The 16,175-nt window shown below is 63.1% G+C and carries 13 protein-coding genes and 2 pseudogenes; 3 read left to right on the forward strand and 12 right to left on the reverse strand.

The window, feature by feature from the left end:
- The 11 genes and pseudogenes from CMI59_RS15030 to CMI59_RS15080 form a co-directional block, all read right to left on the reverse strand.
- Positions 1-224 (reverse strand): annotated as a pseudogene (locus CMI59_RS15030) (1-acyl-sn-glycerol-3-phosphate acyltransferase); the annotation flags it as partial.
- An 83-nt stretch (positions 225-307) separates the two neighbouring features.
- Complete coding sequence (locus CMI59_RS15035) at positions 308-703, reverse strand: Fur family transcriptional regulator (protein WP_293329061.1); 396 nt, start codon at positions 701-703, stop codon at positions 308-310.
- 286 nt (positions 704-989) lie between these two features.
- Entirely contained in the window at positions 990-1,406 is a 417-nt protein-coding gene (gene rimI, locus CMI59_RS15040; RefSeq protein ID WP_293329049.1) for a ribosomal protein S18-alanine N-acetyltransferase, read from the reverse strand.
- 25 nt (positions 1,407-1,431) lie between these two features.
- Complete coding sequence (tsaB, locus tag CMI59_RS15045) at positions 1,432-2,175, reverse strand: tRNA (adenosine(37)-N6)-threonylcarbamoyltransferase complex dimerization subunit type 1 TsaB (protein ID WP_293329050.1); 744 nt, start codon at positions 2,173-2,175, stop codon at positions 1,432-1,434.
- 15 nt (positions 2,176-2,190) lie between these two features.
- Positions 2,191-2,784, reverse strand: a complete 594-nt coding sequence (locus CMI59_RS15050) for a malonic semialdehyde reductase (protein WP_293329051.1) — start codon at positions 2,782-2,784, stop codon at positions 2,191-2,193.
- 89 nt (positions 2,785-2,873) lie between these two features.
- The gene (locus CMI59_RS15055) at positions 2,874-3,431 is read right to left on the reverse strand and encodes a NifU family protein (RefSeq protein ID WP_293329052.1); all 558 of its coding nucleotides are present in this window, start codon (positions 3,429-3,431) and stop codon (positions 2,874-2,876) included.
- A gap of 189 nt (positions 3,432-3,620) precedes the next feature.
- Positions 3,621-4,106, reverse strand: coding sequence for a universal stress protein (locus tag CMI59_RS15060; protein WP_293329053.1), 486 nt, complete (start codon positions 4,104-4,106; stop codon positions 3,621-3,623).
- Positions 4,107-4,170: 64 nt separating this feature from the next.
- Positions 4,171-5,241: a DUF2333 family protein gene (locus CMI59_RS15065; RefSeq protein WP_293329054.1), complete on the reverse strand. Its 1,071-nt coding sequence runs from the start codon at positions 5,239-5,241 to the stop codon at positions 4,171-4,173.
- A gap of 125 nt (positions 5,242-5,366) precedes the next feature.
- Entirely contained in the window at positions 5,367-6,374 is a 1,008-nt protein-coding gene (gene trpS, locus CMI59_RS15070) for a tryptophan--tRNA ligase (protein ID WP_293329055.1), read from the reverse strand.
- 109 nt (positions 6,375-6,483) lie between these two features.
- Positions 6,484-8,025, reverse strand: coding sequence for a murein biosynthesis integral membrane protein MurJ (gene murJ, locus CMI59_RS15075; RefSeq protein WP_293329056.1), 1,542 nt, complete (start codon positions 8,023-8,025; stop codon positions 6,484-6,486).
- 71 nt (positions 8,026-8,096) lie between these two features.
- The gene (locus CMI59_RS15080) at positions 8,097-10,892 is read right to left on the reverse strand and encodes a [protein-PII] uridylyltransferase (protein WP_293329057.1); all 2,796 of its coding nucleotides are present in this window, start codon (positions 10,890-10,892) and stop codon (positions 8,097-8,099) included.
- Between the two features lie 415 nt (positions 10,893-11,307).
- Here CMI59_RS15080 and CMI59_RS15085 point away from each other — a divergent pair, with 415 nt between their 5' ends.
- Positions 11,308-11,637 (forward strand): hypothetical protein, encoded by a 330-nt coding sequence (locus CMI59_RS15085; RefSeq protein ID WP_293329058.1) that lies wholly within the window; start codon positions 11,308-11,310, stop codon positions 11,635-11,637.
- Between the two features lie 173 nt (positions 11,638-11,810).
- A complete protein-coding gene (locus CMI59_RS15090; RefSeq protein ID WP_293329059.1) occupies positions 11,811-12,554 on the forward strand; it encodes a class I SAM-dependent methyltransferase in 744 nt (247 codons plus the stop codon).
- 1 nt (position 12,555) lies between these two features.
- Here CMI59_RS15090 and mutS read toward each other — a convergent pair whose 3' ends face one another.
- Positions 12,556-15,297, reverse strand: coding sequence for a DNA mismatch repair protein MutS (gene mutS / locus CMI59_RS15095; RefSeq protein ID WP_293329060.1), 2,742 nt, complete (start codon positions 15,295-15,297; stop codon positions 12,556-12,558).
- 270 nt (positions 15,298-15,567) lie between these two features.
- Here mutS and CMI59_RS15100 point away from each other — a divergent pair.
- Positions 15,568-16,175 (forward strand): annotated as a pseudogene (locus tag CMI59_RS15100) (NADP-dependent malic enzyme); the annotation flags it as partial.

Consider the following 16,175-nt stretch of genomic DNA (forward strand, 5'->3'; position numbering starts at 1 on the left):
CAGGAGGTGTGATTGGCGGTAAACAGGCAGGCGCCTTCCTGATGCGGCTCGCCACGAACGATCACTCGGATGCCGATGAGACGGCACAGGAAGCGGTGATAATGGAGCGGGATCGTCTTCGCAGCGGGAAGGCGGAGCTTGCGGGCCACCGCCTGAACCGGCATCAGAACGAGCGCGGACAGGATGAAACCCGTCAGTAGTGTTGTCGCGCGCAAGGTACCCATAGCGTCATTCCGGCTTCCTGCCACTTGCGGCGGGGGCGCCGTCCCTTTCCCTGTTGAGCGCGACGTGCCGTCATCGACCGCCGCTAATCCTGCTTCTTGTCCTGAGACTTGTCTTTCAGGGGCGTTCCATAAAGCTCGAGGCGGTGATCCACAAGGTCGTAACCCAGTTCACGCGCCACGATTCGCTGCAGGCGTTCGATCTCGTCGTTCTGAAACTCGACGACCCGGCCCGTCGAGACATCGATCAGGTGGTCGTGATGATCTTCCGTCACCTGTTCGTAGCGCGAGCGGCCGTCGCGGAAATCATGCCGCTCGAGGATACCGGCTTCCTCGAACAGGCGAACCGTCCGGTAGACGGTGGCAATCGAAATCTTGTCATCGACCTTGGATGCCCGGCGATAGACCTCTTCCACATCGGGATGGTCGGTCGCGATGGACAGAACCTGCGCAATGACCCGCCGCTGATCGGTCATGCGCATGCCGGCCTTGATGCACAGATTTTCGATCCTGTGCGGATCGGAAGGATGATCTTCCGGACGGATGGTTTCCGTCGATGTGTTCATGTCACTCATGGCGCCATATTAGGTGATCGCAACCTGCCTTGTCACCAAGAGGTGATCGGCTTTCGCTATCGCAAAAACCCCGGCAAAAACAGGGGTATAGATGGGTTTTCCCGGGCAGCCAAGCCCGTCCGAGGCGCATTGTCACGCCTGAATAGACATCAATCCTGCGACGATTTCGCGACGCATCGGTGACCGGGCCCGCTCAACCGGGCAGATCGAGCCTCATGGAGATGGCGGCAATCCTGCCGCCGGGCCTGTCGTAATAGGCCGGGCGACGACCCACGGGCGCAAAGCCCAGCCGCTCGTAAAGCCCGATGGCGGGGGCATTGTCCTCCGCCACTTCCAGAAACACGACCTCCGCGCCTCTGGCCAGCGCTTCCGCGCCGGCGCGGTTCATCAGCGCCCGGCCAAGCCCTTTGCGGTGGCAATCGGGGTCGACAGCGATAGTGATGATCTCCGCCTCGCCGCCGCCGAGCCGGACCAGCACGAAGCCCAAAGGTGCGCCTTCCTCATGCGCAAGGAGCGCGAAGGCCCCCGGCATGGCGAGGAGGCGGGCGAAGGAGGCCGCGTCCCAGGCCTCGTCGAAGGCGCGGGAATGAAGTGCCGCCAATGCCGCCATTTCTCCAGCCTCCGCCGGACGTATGTCAGCCACGGATCCGGCCCTGCGCCTGCGCTTCTTCCAGCGTGAGACCGCCGGGCAGTTTTGCATCGGGCGCCCTGATATAGAGCGGCGCGGGCGGCACGCGGAAAGCATCGAGCCCCTGCGCGCGAATGCGGCGGATCGCGATCTTCCCCACGGCGCGCGCATCGGGCTCGGGCCGCGTTTCCGCAGGCAGCGTCTCCACGCCCAGGGGCAGAAGACGCTCGGCCAAAAGCGGTGCACCGGTGCCTGCGAGGAAGAGTTTTGCTGCAGCTTTATGCTGCGCAGCATTTTCCGCAGCAATTTCCAGCGGGAACAAGGCCGGCTCCGTCACAGCCCCTTGATTTTGTTCAAAAATCTGGAAATAGACTTCTTCCCGCCGCGCATCGAAGGAAACCGCCAGACGCTCGTTTCCATGCAGCTCGACGGGCGCTGCGACGGCCTCCAGCGTGGTGACGCCGACGCAAGGCAGCTTGCGCGCCAACGCGATGCCGCGCGCGGCGGAAAGGCCGACCCTGAGCCCTGTGAACGTCCCGGGCCCCACCGTCACCGCCAGCGCATCGAGATCGGCAAAACCCGTTCCCGCTTCCGCCAGCACCTCTTCCAGCACGGGAAGAAGGCGCTCGGCATGGCCGCGCGAACGGACCTCGAAGAAATGCGAGAGGAGAACCGGCTCGCCCTCCCCGTCCGCCTCGAAGAGAGCGGCGGAAAGAGCCCCTTGCGCGGTATCGAATGCGAGCAGGATCAAAAGCCGGATCCGCCGTCAGACGATCTTGCAGGCGTCGTCGAAGGGCAGCCGCGGGCTGCGCTCGAAGAGGCCGGCGGGATCGCCATGGCCGATATTGCAGATGAAGTTCACCTTCACATCGGTGCCCTTGAAGTAGAGCTCATTGACGGCATCCATGTCGAAGCCCGACATCGGACCGCAATCGAGACCCAGCGCGCGGGCGGCAATCATGAAATAGGCGCCCTGCAGAGAACCATTGCGGAAGGCGTTCATTTCCGCCCATTCGTCCGACCAGTTGAACCAGGTCTTGGCGTCCGGCGCATGGGGGAAGAGTTCCGGCAGGCGCTCATAGAATTTCACGTTATAGCCGATGATGGCGGTGACGGGTGCCTGGCGGGTCTTTTCCCGATTGCCTTCCATCAGCGCGGGGAGGAGGCGTTCCTTCTCCTCGGCCGATTTCACGAAGATGAGGCGGGCGGGCGACATGTTGGCGCTGGTCGGGCCCCATTTGAAGAGATCGTAGATTTCCTTGAGCTGCTCGTCGGTGACGGGCTTGTCCTGCCACGCATTATGCGTGCGGGCTTCACGGAAAATGAGATCGAGCGCGTCGTCGCTCAGCTTGCCGCTCATCGGCTTCCCCCTGCTGTACCTGGTTGTGGATCGGCGGCTATTCGGACCGCCTGAAAGAAAAGCCCCGGACGGTTGCCCGGGGCGAAAGATCAGACCTGCCGGACTTCGGTCACTTCCGGCACATAATGGCGCAGCATGTTTTCCACGCCGCGCTTCAAGGTGATGGTGGAAGAGGGGCAGCCGGCACAGGCGCCCTGCATGTTCAGGTAGACAATACCATTGTCATATCCCTGGAAGGTGATGTCGCCGCCATCCTGCGCCACGGCGGGGCGCACGCGCGTATCGAGCAGATCCTTGATCTGGTCAACGATTTCCCCGTCATCGCCTTCATGCGCGGCATGGACGTCCGCCCCGTTCCCGCCTTCGTGAAGGATCGGCGCGCCGGAGGTGAAATGCTCCATGATCGCGCCGAGAAGCGCGGGCTTCAGATGCTGCCACTCGCCCTCAGCCTTGGTCACGGTGACGAAATCCGAGCCGAGAAAGACGCCCGTCACGCCTTCGACCTCGAACAGGCGGCGCGCCAGCGGCGAGGCGGCGGCGGCCTCAGCGTCTGCGAAGTCGGCCACGCGGCCTTCGCCCATCACGTCCCGGCCCGGCAGGAACTTCAATGTCGCGGGATTGGGGGTCGCTTCGGTCTGGATGAACATGGTTTTGCGCTCCGGATTGGCCGCGTCGTGAGGAGGTCGTTCAAAACCCCTTGTCGCGTCGCGGTTTAGCAAAGTTTTCCTGCGTCTTAAATGGCGCCGCGGGGGATTTGAATCAAGGAAAAAGCCCGACTGTGACGCTTGGTCATATCTCATCTCCGGAAATCGGAGAAACGACCCTTGGACAAGCGCTCAGGTCAGGGCGCGCAATTCCTCTTCGGAGAGATCCCCCGGGACGACGGTGACGGGGATGTTGAAGGCCTTGTCACTGCCGCCGGCGACCAGGGTGACAAGCGGGCCGGGGCCCTCCTTGCTGGTGCCCGCCGCCAGAACGAGGATCGCGATATCCTTGTCCTCCTCGATCAGCGCCTTGACCTGCTCGGCACGGCGCCCCTCGCGGATGATGAGTTCGGCGCGGATGCCCGCATATTCGTTCACATGCGAGGCGAGGCGATGGAGGAGCTGCTCGGCTTCCTCTCGCGCTTCCTCCTTCATGATGTTCTGGACCCCCAGCCATTGCTGGGAGGCATCGCCCGGCTCCAGCACGGCCAGCAGCGTCACCACGCCATCGGTGTGCCGGGCGCGAAGGCTGGCGAAGTGGATCGCCACTTCCGACTCGGGCGTGCCGTCTACGACGACGAGGAATTTGCGGCGCTTGGCGCCTTCGGGTCTGGTCATGGGGCGGATGCTGCCACCGGGCGGGGAATCCGGCAAGCCGGACTTTTCCCCCGCACCGTGGCCTCTATTTCAGCAGGATGTCGGTGATTTCGCGCAACTGAACGCGGGCACGGAGCAGATAGAAGCCCTGCGCTGCGAGATGGCTCGGCTGGAACTGCGCATCCGGGGCGCCGTTGACCACCACCCAGGGTTCGAGTTCGACGCCCTGGCGCAGACTGGCCAGCATCTGCCCCCAGGCATTTTCGAGATTGCGTTCCTTGATGACCTGGCTGAAATCATCGCCGAGCGCCTTCATGATAACGTAGTAGGCATAGAGCCGGCCCTTGTTGAAGTAGAAGAGATCGTCCGCCCGGGTGTCGATCCAGACGCCCGCATTCTTTTCGATATGTTCGTCGGTGGCGGCGGAAGCAGAGCCCATATCGGCAGCGAAGCGGTCCAGCGTCGCCATCAGATTGTCGGCACGGCGGTCGAAGATCGCGTCGCCCTTCGACAGACGCTGATTATAGGCGAGCAGGTGTTCGCGCGCTTCGCGGTACTGCGATTCCGAACTCGATTTGAGCGCCAGCGATTTCGACGGGTTCCAGAGCCAGACATCGCCGGGATATTGCAGGCGGCCATTGGCGGCGGCGAGGTCGGGATCGGCCTCGGAAGAACCCCGCAGGCGGCCGAGCTGATCCATCAGCTCGAAGCTGAAACGCCCAAGCGCCGTGATGATGCCCTGCTGGAAGTTGGGCATGTTGTCGAGCGCCCAGCCGGGTTGGAAGAAGGGATCGTTCGCGGTCCAGCTATGCTGATTGACCTCGCGGTCGACAAGAGCGGCGGCCACCGCCACCGCTTCCGACCCGCCCTGGGGAATATCCGCTGCCGGGACGGTGAAATCCGGGTTGTCATCGACATTGTGAACGATCGCCATCCCGACGGCGTAATAGGCGACAATCGCCAGCGGGATCAGAATGATGACGGGTTTCAGCCAGCCCAGCATGCTGCGCGAGGAAGAAGGCGAAGCCGCTGCGCCCGCGCTGCCGGAGGTCGCAGCCGATGCCGCGCCCGGCGCTTCCCCGCCACCGCCTTTCCGGTACATCCATTTGTGACGGAGCCAGTCGCGCATCGCATCGAGGCGGTCGCTGAAGGCCATGAGCTTTGTCTCCTTCCCCGGGATCAGGCAGGCGTTCGTTCCAGCGCATCAGTCGCCGGAACAGAGTTTAGATGGGGTCGGGCTCCCCCGGATCAAGCGGCAGGGCCCGTCCCGAAAACCGTAACTCAGATGAAGCCGACGATTTCCTTCACGCGCTTCAGCACCGGATCGGCGATGGCGCGGGCTCGCTCCGCGCCCTTTTCCAACTCGCCGTCGATATAGGCCGGGTCGGCCAGCAGGTGCTTCATCTCGCCGGTGATGGGCGCAAGCTTGTCCACGGCGAGGTCGGCGAGCGCGGGCTTGAACTCGGAGAACATCTTGCCGCCGAACTCTTTCAGCACCTCTTCGGTCGCGGTGTCGGAAAGTGCGGCATAGATGTTGACGAGGTTCGCCGCCTCGGGCCGCTCGGCAAGGCCGTCCTTCGCTTCCGGCAGCGGCTCGGGGTCGGTGCGGGCCTTGCGGATCTTCTGGGCGATCTCGTCGGCATTGTCCGACAGCGTGATGCGCGAATAGGCCGAAGGGTCGGATTTCGACATCTTTTTCGTGCCGTCCCTCAGGGACATGACGCGCGTCGCCGCGCCCATGATGAGCGGCTCGGGCAGGGGGAAGAAATCCTCTGCCCCATAGTCGTTATTGAATTTCTGCGCCGTATCGCGCGACAGTTCCAGATGCTGCTTCTGGTCCTCGCCGACCGGCACATGGGTCGCGCGATAGGCCAGAATGTCGGCCGCCATCAGCACCGGATAATCATAAAGGCCGACGGAGGCCTTCTCCCGATCCTTGCCCGCCTTGTCCTTGAACTGGGTCATGCGATTGAGCCAGCCGATCCGGACCACGCAGTTCAGGATCCAGGCAAGCTCGGCATGGGCCGACACCTTGGACTGGTTGAAAATGATATGCGTTTCCGGGTTGATGCCCGCCGCGATATAGGCCGCCGCCACCTCGCGCGTATTGGCCGCCAGTTCCTTCGGATCCTGCCAGACCGTGATCGCGTGCATGTCCACCACGCAGTAGAGGCATTCATGCGTGTCCTGCAGACCAACGAAATTGCGGATGGCGCCGAGATAGTTCCCCAGATGCAGGTTGCCGGTGGGCTGCACGCCGGAGAAGACGCGATTGGTGGACTTTTCCATGGATTTTGGGCCTTGTGAACGCTTTTGCACCGGCGTTATGCGGCGAGGAGCGACACTTTGCAATCCCCCCACCATGCCGCAGCCATCGGCTTTTGCAGCCGGTTCAGCCTCATTTGCGCATGAAGGAACGCCGCAGCGTGGCCACGCTCACCGCGCCGGTCGCCTGGGCAAGACCGGCATAGGCAATGAGGCCGCCTGCGATGAGGGCGGCCAGCGCGGCGACGCTTTCAAGGAACGTCCCCTCGAAATATGGGGCCGCGTAAAGCGCGCCGTACCAGAGGCAGGCGCCCATCGCCGCCGAGGCGACGAGGATAAGCGGCAGGCGCTTCACAACCTGCGTATCGGGCACGAAACCGCCACGTCTGGCGAGCGTCGTTCCCAGCAGCGCGGCATTCACCCAGGCGGCAATGGTGGTGCCCGCCGCGATGCCTGCGAAGGCGTAAAACTGAAAGAGGGTGATGGAGGCAACGATATTCACCGCCACCGAGATCGCCGCATAGCGCAAAGGCGTCATCGTGTCTTCCCGCGCAAAGAAGCCAGGAGAGAAAACCTTGTTCAGCACGAAGGCGGGGAGGCCGGCCGCATAGACGAGGAGCGCCAGCGAAGCGTTCTGCGTATCGGACGGCTGGAAAGCGCCGCGCTCGAACAACACCTGGATGATCGCATGCGGAATGACCATCAGCGCCACCGCCGCGGGAACCGTCAGCAGCATGGAAACCTCCAGCGCGCGGTTCTGCGCCCAATGCGCGCCCGCTTCGTCGTCGGCCCGCAGGCGGCGCGAAAGATCGGGCAGCAGCACGACGCCGATGGCGATACCGATGACGGCGAGCGGCAGCTGATAAATCCGGTCGGCATAGTAAAGCCATGAGACGGCGTCCGCCTGCAGCGAGGCGATGATGGTGCCGACGGTCAGGTTGATCTGCATGATGCCGCCGGAAATGATGCCCGGCACACCCAGCCGCACGAGCTTTCGCATATCGGGGGTCAGGCGCGGCCGGTGCAGGCGCAGCACATAGCCCGCCCGCCAGCAGGAGACCGTCAGCCAGAGGAACTGCACGATGCCCGCCGCCATCACGCCCCATGAAAGCGCAAGGCCCGGATTGTCGAGCACGGGCACGAGGAAAAGGATCGCCAGGATGAGCGTGATGTTGAGCATCACGGGTGCAGCGGCACCGGGGAAGAAACGGCCCACCGAATTCAGGATGCCCGCCTGAAGCGCCGTCAGCGAAATGAAGAGGAGATAGGGAAAGGCGATGCGCGTGAATTTCACCGCCATTTCCTGCTTGCCCGGATCGTCAGAAAAGCCCGGCGCGAAGCCGGAGATGATCCAGGGCATCAAAATCATGGCGAGGATCGTCATGACAAGGAGCGCGGAGAGCAGGAGCGCCAGCGCATCCTCGGCGAAACGTCGCGCCGCCGCCTCACCATCGCCTTCCAGATGTTTGGAAAAGAGCGGCACGAAGGCGGAGTTGAAAGCGCCTTCTGCGAAGATGGAGCGGAACATGTTGGGAAAGCGGAAAGCGACGAAGAACGCATCCGCCACCGGCCCCGTTCCCAGCACGGCGGCGACCATCATGTCGCGGACAAAGCCGAGCACGCGGCTCACCATGGTGGTCCCGCCGACCGTGGCGGCGGAGCGGACGAGGCTCATCGGACTAATCTCTTCAGGACGGGGCTCATGCGGGCAGCATAGACCGGTTTTCGCGACAGAAAGAGGGCCGCTTATTCAGCGGCCGCCACATCCTCGCGCTTGCGGGGTTTTTGCGGGCGCGCCTTCTTGACCGGGTCGGCCAACGCCTCGAGCAGATGGCGTTCGACCGCCTTCTTCTTGTTGGCGTTGGTCACCTTGTGGCCGATCACGTCCTTCACATAGAAGACGTCCACCGCGCGCTCGCCAAAGGTGGTGATATGCGCGGAGCCGATGGTGAGGCCCAGATGGAAAAGGGCCCGCGTGATGGCATGGACAAGGCCGGGCCGGTCGAGACCGTTCACCTCGATCACGGTGTAATCGTCCGACAGATCGTTATCGATGAAGACCTGCGGCGCGACCGAAAAGGCGTCGGCGCGGCGGCGGCGGCGGAAGCGCTGCTCGATCTCGTCGGGCGGCAGCATCTCGCCGGCCAGCACCTGATGGATGGTCTCTTTCAGACGGGTCCGTCGGCGCTCCTCGCGCACGGCGCCGCCATCCTGTTCTTGCACCCAGATCATATCGAGGGCCATGCCGTCCCGCGTGGTGAAAATCTTGGAGTCCACGATGCTCATGCCGAGGATCGCGCAGGCACCCGCGAAGCGCGAAAAGAGACCGGGATGGTCCTGCGTGTAGAGCGTGACCAGCGTCACGTCGCGCATCGGATCGGTTTCGGTGGCGATGATGAGCGGATCGTCCTTACCCGCCTCGATCATCCGCGCATGGCGTTCATGCGTATCGGTATCCATGGCGAGCCAGTATTGTTCGGAATGGCGCTTGAGATAGCGCTTGCGGGACGCCTCGCTCCAGTCCGACAAGCGCTCGGCCAGCGCCTCGCGCGCGGCCTTGATGCGCCCCTCGCGATTGACCGCGCTGTCGCCGCCCTGAAGCACGGAGGCGGTTTCGAAGTAGAGCTGGCGGAGAAGCTGGCCCTTCCAGCCATTCCACACGCCGGGGCCGACCGCCTTGATATCGGCGACGGTGAGGACATAGAGCATGCGCAAACGTTCCGGGCTCTGCACTTCGCTGGCGAAATCCTTCACCGTGCGCGGATCGGCGATGTCGCGCTTCTGCGCAACATCGGACATGACGAGATGGTTCTGCACGAGCCAGGCGACCGTTTCCGTTTCGCCGGGGCCCATGCCGAGACGCGGACAGAGCTTGCGCGCGATCGCAGCGCCCGCATCCGAATGATCTTCCGGTCGGCCCTTTGCGATGTCGTGCAGAAACATTGCGACATAGAGCGCATTACGGCTCTTCACCTTGGACATGAGTTCCGTTGCAAGGGGCGTGTCTTCGGGGTGCTCGCCCTTTTCGATTTCCGACAGAATGCCGATGGCACGCAGCAGATGCTCGTCCGCCGTGTAGTGGTGATACATGTTGAACTGCATCAACGCGACGATGCGGCCGAAATCCGTGACGAAGCGGCCCAGCACGCCCGCCTCGTTCATCAGGCGCAGCGTGCCCTCCGGATTTTTCCGCGAGGCGGCGATCTTGAGGAAGAGGCTGTTGGCCTTTTCATCCTTGCGCAGCTTTGCGTCGATCAGCTTCAGCGAGCGCGTGATGAGTTTCAGCGCGTCGGGATGAATGTCGAGGCCGTGTTCGTCGGCAAGTTTGAAGATGCGGATCAGGTTCACCGGATCCTTCTCGAAGACCTCGCTGCCCGAAACCGTCAGGCGTCCTGCTTCCACGGTGAAGTCCTCGATCGCCTTCTTGCGCCGCAGCGCCTGCATGAAACGGCCGATGGACGGCTGCTTCTTGCGTTCCTGCTCTTCCAGCACGGCGCAGAAGATACGGGTGAGATCGCCCACATCCTTTGCGACAAGGAAGTAGTGCTTCATGAAGCGTTCGACCGCCTTCAGACCCCGGTGGGGCTGGTAGCCGAGATGCTCGGCCATGGCGGTCTGGATATCGAAGGTGATGCGCTCTTCCGCGCGGCCGGTGAGAAAATGCAGCTCGCAGCGTACCGCCCAGAGGAAATCTTCGGCGCGGCGAAAGGTCTGGTATTCGTCCTTCGTGAACACGCCCGCCTTGACGAGGTCGGAGGGCTGCTTCACGCGGTAGACATATTTGCCGATCCAGAAAAGCGTATTGAGGTCGCGCAGACCCCCCTTGCCTTCCTTTACATTGGGCTCGACGAGATAGCGGCTCTCGCCGCTGCGCCGGTGGCGTTCGTCGCGCTCGGCAAGTTTGGCGTCCACGAACTCGTTGCCCGTGCCTTTCACCACTTCCTCGCCGAAACGTTCTTCCAGCTCGTCGTACAACGCCCTGTCGCCGTGAATGAAACGGGCTTCGAGAAGGGCGGTCCGGATAGTGAAATCCTCGCGGCCGAGCCTGATGCAATCCGCGATCGAGCGCGTGGCATGGCCGACCTTCTGGCCGAGATCCCAGAGCACATAGAGCATGTACTCGACCACGCTTTCGCCCCAGGGCGTCTGCTTGTAGGGAAGCAGGAAAAGGAGATCGATGTCGGAGCCCGGCGCCAGCAGGCCGCGGCCATAGCCGCCCACCGCCGCCACGGCAAGCCGTTCGGCCTCGCTCGGATTGTTGGCCGGGAAGACATAGGCCGTGGCGAAATCGTAAAGCTCCTTGATGAGCACATCTTCGAGATAGCAGATCGATTCCGCGCAGGCCCGCCCGCGATGGGCGCCCTGCTCCAGCCGCTCGCGCGCCTTGGCGCGGCCTTCATGCAGATTGCGCTTCAGCACCTCCACGACACCGCGCTGAAGCGCCGTATCGTTTCCCTTGTGCTCGCGATAGACCGCTTCGAGATCGGCCCGGATCTGATCGGGATCGGCGATCTCAAGCAGGCTGGGCATGGTACGGCCCATGAAAACTCCCATCGTCCTGAAAATTGTGTCGGCGCGAGGTGCCGCGGCATCCTGTCCGAACGCAACTGCACCATAACATGTCATGCAGGAAATGGCGTCAGAGGGCGGCGCTTGCCATCCCCGCAGGCCGGAATTCTTTGCGGAAGGGACGACGTCTGGCCTCCAGCGGGCCGGTGGCTGAAGATGTCCGACCTGTTAACCCGTTGTAATTATTAATATCTTTTCATTACGCGCCGTATTTTTGCCATGAAATCGTCCGGTTTCCGCCAAGCCTCGGGATCATATCCATAACGCGCCGGCGATAGAGGCGGTCTCTCATCCCCCCGCTCCCGGGACTGCCCGCCGGCGCACATTTCAATCAAGCGGGACTTTATTTGAATGGGGGGCCCGCGCAGGACGAATGGGAGAGGATCAGATGCTTGACCGAACAAGAGCCGTCCTCACCGCCTCGGCGATGAGCCTGGCCATTGCGTCCGGTTTTGCGGTTTCCGCGCATGCGGCCGTGAGTGCCAACATGTCCAAGGGCGACGCGCAGAATGCCTGCACGACCCTGACGAAACAGTTCAACTTTCTGGAGCCCACAAAGAAGGGGCTGCCCTACTGGAAAGACGCCCAGTCGAAATTCCAGGCCGGGAAAAAGGCCTGCGATAACGGCGATCCGGTGAAGGGCGCCACGGCGATGGATCAGTCGATCCGCGACATGTATGTGGTCCCGGATACGGACCGGAAGAGCGAAAACGGCTAACTGCTTCGACTGACGAAAAATGCGGTGAGGTCCCGGGCAGCTCCCCGGGTCTCATCGCTTTTTTTGTGCAAGTCATGGTTTGCTTGACAAGGAGACGCCGATCCCAACACTGGGCGCGAATTCGCCCCGGTCGGTATCGGGGCAGCCCACTCCATTTTCAGGTTTCAGCCCCCGTGTCACAGCAAGGCCAGCTTCCCCATCCGCCGCTCGACAAGCACAAGATCTTCAGCCGTCTGTTGCAGGCCTGGTGGAAGGATCGCGGCCAGTTCTCGCGCAAGAAGATCGCCCGCAGCTGCCCGATCTGCGGCTATCACGGCACTTTCGTGAGTGTCGGGCGCCCGTCGCGCTGGGATACACGTTGCCCCAATTGCGGCTCGCGCGAGCGGCACCGGCTGATGTGGCTTTATATTCAGGATCACGGGATCGACCTGTCGGACAAGAAGATCCTTCATTTCGGCCCCGAGAAATGGCTGATGAAGTTGATGAAGGACAATGAGGGCTATGAGCCCGCGGACCTTTATGCGCCCATCGCCAAATTCCGCCTCGACATCACCGCGATCGACCGGCCCGACGATTATTTCGACGTGGTGATCGCACATCACGTGTTCGAGCATATCGACGACGACCGCAAGGCGATGGAGGAGATGTACCGGGTGCTGAAGCCCGGCGGCTACGGTTTCTTCTCCGTGCCGATCAATCTGTCGCGCGACAAGACCTATGAGAACCCGCAGATCACCGATCCCGATCTGCGCTTCGTGCATTTCGGCGGAACGGACCACAAGCGCTTCTATGGACGCGACTTCCAGCAGAAGCTGAGCGAGGCCGGCTTCAAGGTGGAGCCCTATCGCCGCTCGCCCGACGAGGAAGTGAAGTGGGGCCTGTTGCGCGACGAATGCGTCTACGTCGCGCGGAAATAGGCTAGCTCCCGTCGTCCAGCGCCTTTAACCGGTAGAGCGCTTCGAGCGCCTGTTTGGGCGTCAGCTCATCGGGATCGATATCCTTGAGCGCTCTTTCCGCTTCGCTCTCTTTCGGCATGGCCGCGGGGGCAGGCGCTTTCGCGGCGGAGAAGAGCGGCAGCTCATCCACCAGGGCCGCCGCCCTGGCGCCGCCGCCGGAGCTCAACTCGCCCTCTTCCAGCGCGGTCAGCACATCCTGCGCGCGCGCGATGACCGGCGCGGGAAGGCCCGCAAGCCTCGCCACCTGAATGCCGTATGACCGGTCCGCCGCGCCCGGCGCGACCTCATGCAGGAAGACCACGTCGCCCTCCCACTCCTTCACCCGCATGGTCGCATTGGCGAGACCGGCGAGCCGCTCCGCCAGTGAAGTGAGTTCGTGGTAATGCGTCGCGAAAAGCGCGCGCGACTTGTTCACCTCATGCAGATGTTCGACCGCAGCCCAGGCGATGGAAAGACCGTCGAAGGTCGCCGTGCCGCGTCCGATCTCGTCGAGGATGACGAGGGAACGCGGGCCGGCCTGATTGAGGATCGCCGCCGTCTCGACCATTTCCACCATGAAGGTGGAGCGCCCGCGCGCCAGATCGTCCGCCGCGCCGACACGCGAAAAGAGCCGGTCCACCACGCCGATATGCGCCGACGCCGCCGGAACGAAACCGCCCATCTGCGCCATGATGGCAATCAGCGCGTTCTGCCGGAGAAAGGTCGATTTACCGGCCATGTTGGGGCCGGTGAGCAGCCAGATGTGTTTCGACGCTCCACTGTCCGCGGACAATGTGCAGTCGTTCGGCACGAAATCGCCGCCGCTCGCCTCGCGCCTGAGCGCCGTTTCGACCACCGGATGGCGGCCGCCTTCGATGTGGAAGGCGAGCGAGTTATCGATAAGGGGCCGCGTATAGCGCTGCTCGGCGGCAAGTTCGGCCAGCGCGGAGGAGGCATCGAGCGCGGCTAGCGCCTCGGCCGCCGTCGCGATCACTTCATGCTCGGCCAGCACCTGCGCGGTGAGCGTATCGAACAGCTCAAGCTCCAGCGCGAGCGAACGGCCGCCCGCATCGGCGATACGGCTTGCCAGATCGGCAAGTTCGGCGGTCGTAAATCGCATCGCGTTCGCCATGGTCTGGCGATGGATGAACTCGTCCGAGGCGGTCAGCTTGTCGGCATGGCGCGGCGACACTTCGATGTAATAGCCCAGAACATTGTTGTGCCGGACCTTCAGGGCCGACACGCCGGTCTTTTCGGCATATTGCGTCTGAAGCCCGGCGATGAGACGGCGTGCGTCGTCACGCAGCGTGCGGGTCTCGTCGAGATCGGCGGAATAGCCTTTGGCAACGAAGCCGCCGTCGCGCGCCATAAGCGGCAACTCTTCGGCAAGCGCCTTGCCCAGCTCTTCGCATAGCGGCAGCGCCGCGCCGTCGAGCGCCGCGGCGGCAGAGGCTATGTCGTCGGGCAGCGGCAGCAGCGTCGGATGCGCATTGTTCAGATGCGACGCGATGGCATGCGCCGCCGAAAGGCCGTTCTTCACGGTCGCAAGGTCGCGCGGGCCGCCGCGCCTCAGCGAAAGGCGCGAGAGCGCACGGGCCATGTCGGGCGCGGATTTCAGATGGTCGCGCAGCATGGCCCTCGGGTCCCGCGCGTCGAGAAACCATTCCACCGCGTCGAGGCGGGCATTGATGCGGGCGGGATCGGTGAGCGGCGCGGTGAGACGCGCCGCAAGTTCCCGCGCACCCGCCGCCGTCACCGTCCGGTCGACGGTCGCCATCAGCGAGCCTTTGGTCTCGCCGGAGAGCGTGCGCACCAGTTCGAGATTGGCGCGGGTCGCCGCGTCGATCGCCATGGTATCGGCGACGGCGATGCGCCGGGGCGGTTTCAGCGCCGGCAGGCGGCCCACCTGTGTCAGCTCCACATAGTCGATCAGCGCGCCCATGGCCGCGATCTCGGCGCGGGCAAACTGGCCGAAGCCTTCCAGCGCGCCGACATTCAGATGATCTTTCAGGCGCCGTTCGGCCTGCGTGCTATCGAAGCGGGGAGCGGGCAAGGGCGTCACCGCGCCGCCCGCGTGAAGCGGCCCTTCCAGCTCGTCGGCCTCCAGCAGGTTTTCCGGCACGAGCAATTCGCCGGGCCTGAGGCGGGCAAGCTCTGCGCCCAGCGCGGCCGCATTGAGCGCCGTCACGGCAAGGTCGCCGGTCGAGACATCGACCCAGGCAAGGCCGTAATCGGCTTCCGAGCCGATGCGGGCGATGGCAGCGAGATAATTATGCACGCCCGGCGACAGCAGCGTGTCTTCGGTCAGCGTGCCGGGGGTGACGAGACGGACCACCTCGCGGCGGACCACGGATTTGGCGCCGCGTTTCTTTGCTTCGGCGGGGTCTTCCGTCTGCTCGCAGACGGCGACCTTGAAGCCCTTGCGGATCAACCGCTCCAGATAGGTGTCATGGCTGTGCACCGGCACGCCGCACATCGGGATGTCCTCGCCCAGATGCTTGCCGCGCTTGGTCAGCGCGATATCGAGCGCGCCCGCCGCCGACACGGCATCGTCGAAGAACAGCTCGTAGAAATCCCCCATCCGGTAGAACAGAAGCGCGCCGGGATGGCTCGCCTTGATCTCCAGATATTGCGCCATCATCGGCGTCACGCCCGGATCGGCCTTGCCGGATGGCCGGGCGGGCTGTTTTTCGGGGGGCTCTGATATTTCGGACGGTTCGGACATGGAGAGGGAAATTAGCAGAACGGACGGCCGCGGATAGGGCATCCGGCGTCGAAAATCCTGAAATTTTCAACGCCCAAACGACTATTTCCAGCAAGTTACCGTCACGGAAACGAAAGAAAATTACCGCCTTAAGGCAAAAATAATAAAAAAATAATCAGAATGACCTTGTTTCCGGTTATTTCAACGCCTACAAAGCGGGCTGTTTTTCACCATCCGGGGCGGATGCGCCCGTCTTTCGCAGGCCCCGGCCAGATACCGATCCATACGCCCATGAGCAAGAAGCGCCGTCAGTTTACCGACGAAGAGGCCCTGCTGTTTCACAGCGAGGGCAAGCCCGGCAAACTCGAAATCCACGCCACAAAGCCGATGGCCACACAGCGCGACCTGTCGCTGGCCTACAGCCCCGGCGTGGCGGTACCGGTACGCGCCATCGCGGAAAACCCCGACTGCGCCTACGACTTCACCGCCAAGGGCAACATGGTGGCGGTCGTTTCCAACGGCACGGCCATTCTGGGGCTCGGCAATCTGGGGGCGCCGCCCTCCAAGCCGGTGATGGAAGGCAAGGCGGTGCTCTTCAAGCGCTTTGCCGATGTGGATTCGATCGATCTGGAAATCGATTCCGAAGACGCCGATGCGGTGGTCAACGCCGTGCGCTATCTGGGGCCGTCCTTCGGCGGTATCAACCTTGAGGACATCAAGGCGCCGGAATGCTTCATGATCGAGAGCCGCCTGCGCGAGCTGATGGATATTCCCGTCTTTCATGACGACCAGCACGGCACGGCGATCATCACGGCCGCGGGTCTCATCAACGCGCTCTATCTTACAGACCGCAAGATCGAAGACATCAAGGTGGTCGTGAACGGCGCAGGCTCGGCGGG

Origin of the sequence: Parvibaculum sp. (genome assembly GCF_002684405.1) — a bacterium.
Classification (GTDB): Bacteria; Pseudomonadota; Alphaproteobacteria; order Parvibaculales; family Parvibaculaceae; genus Parvibaculum.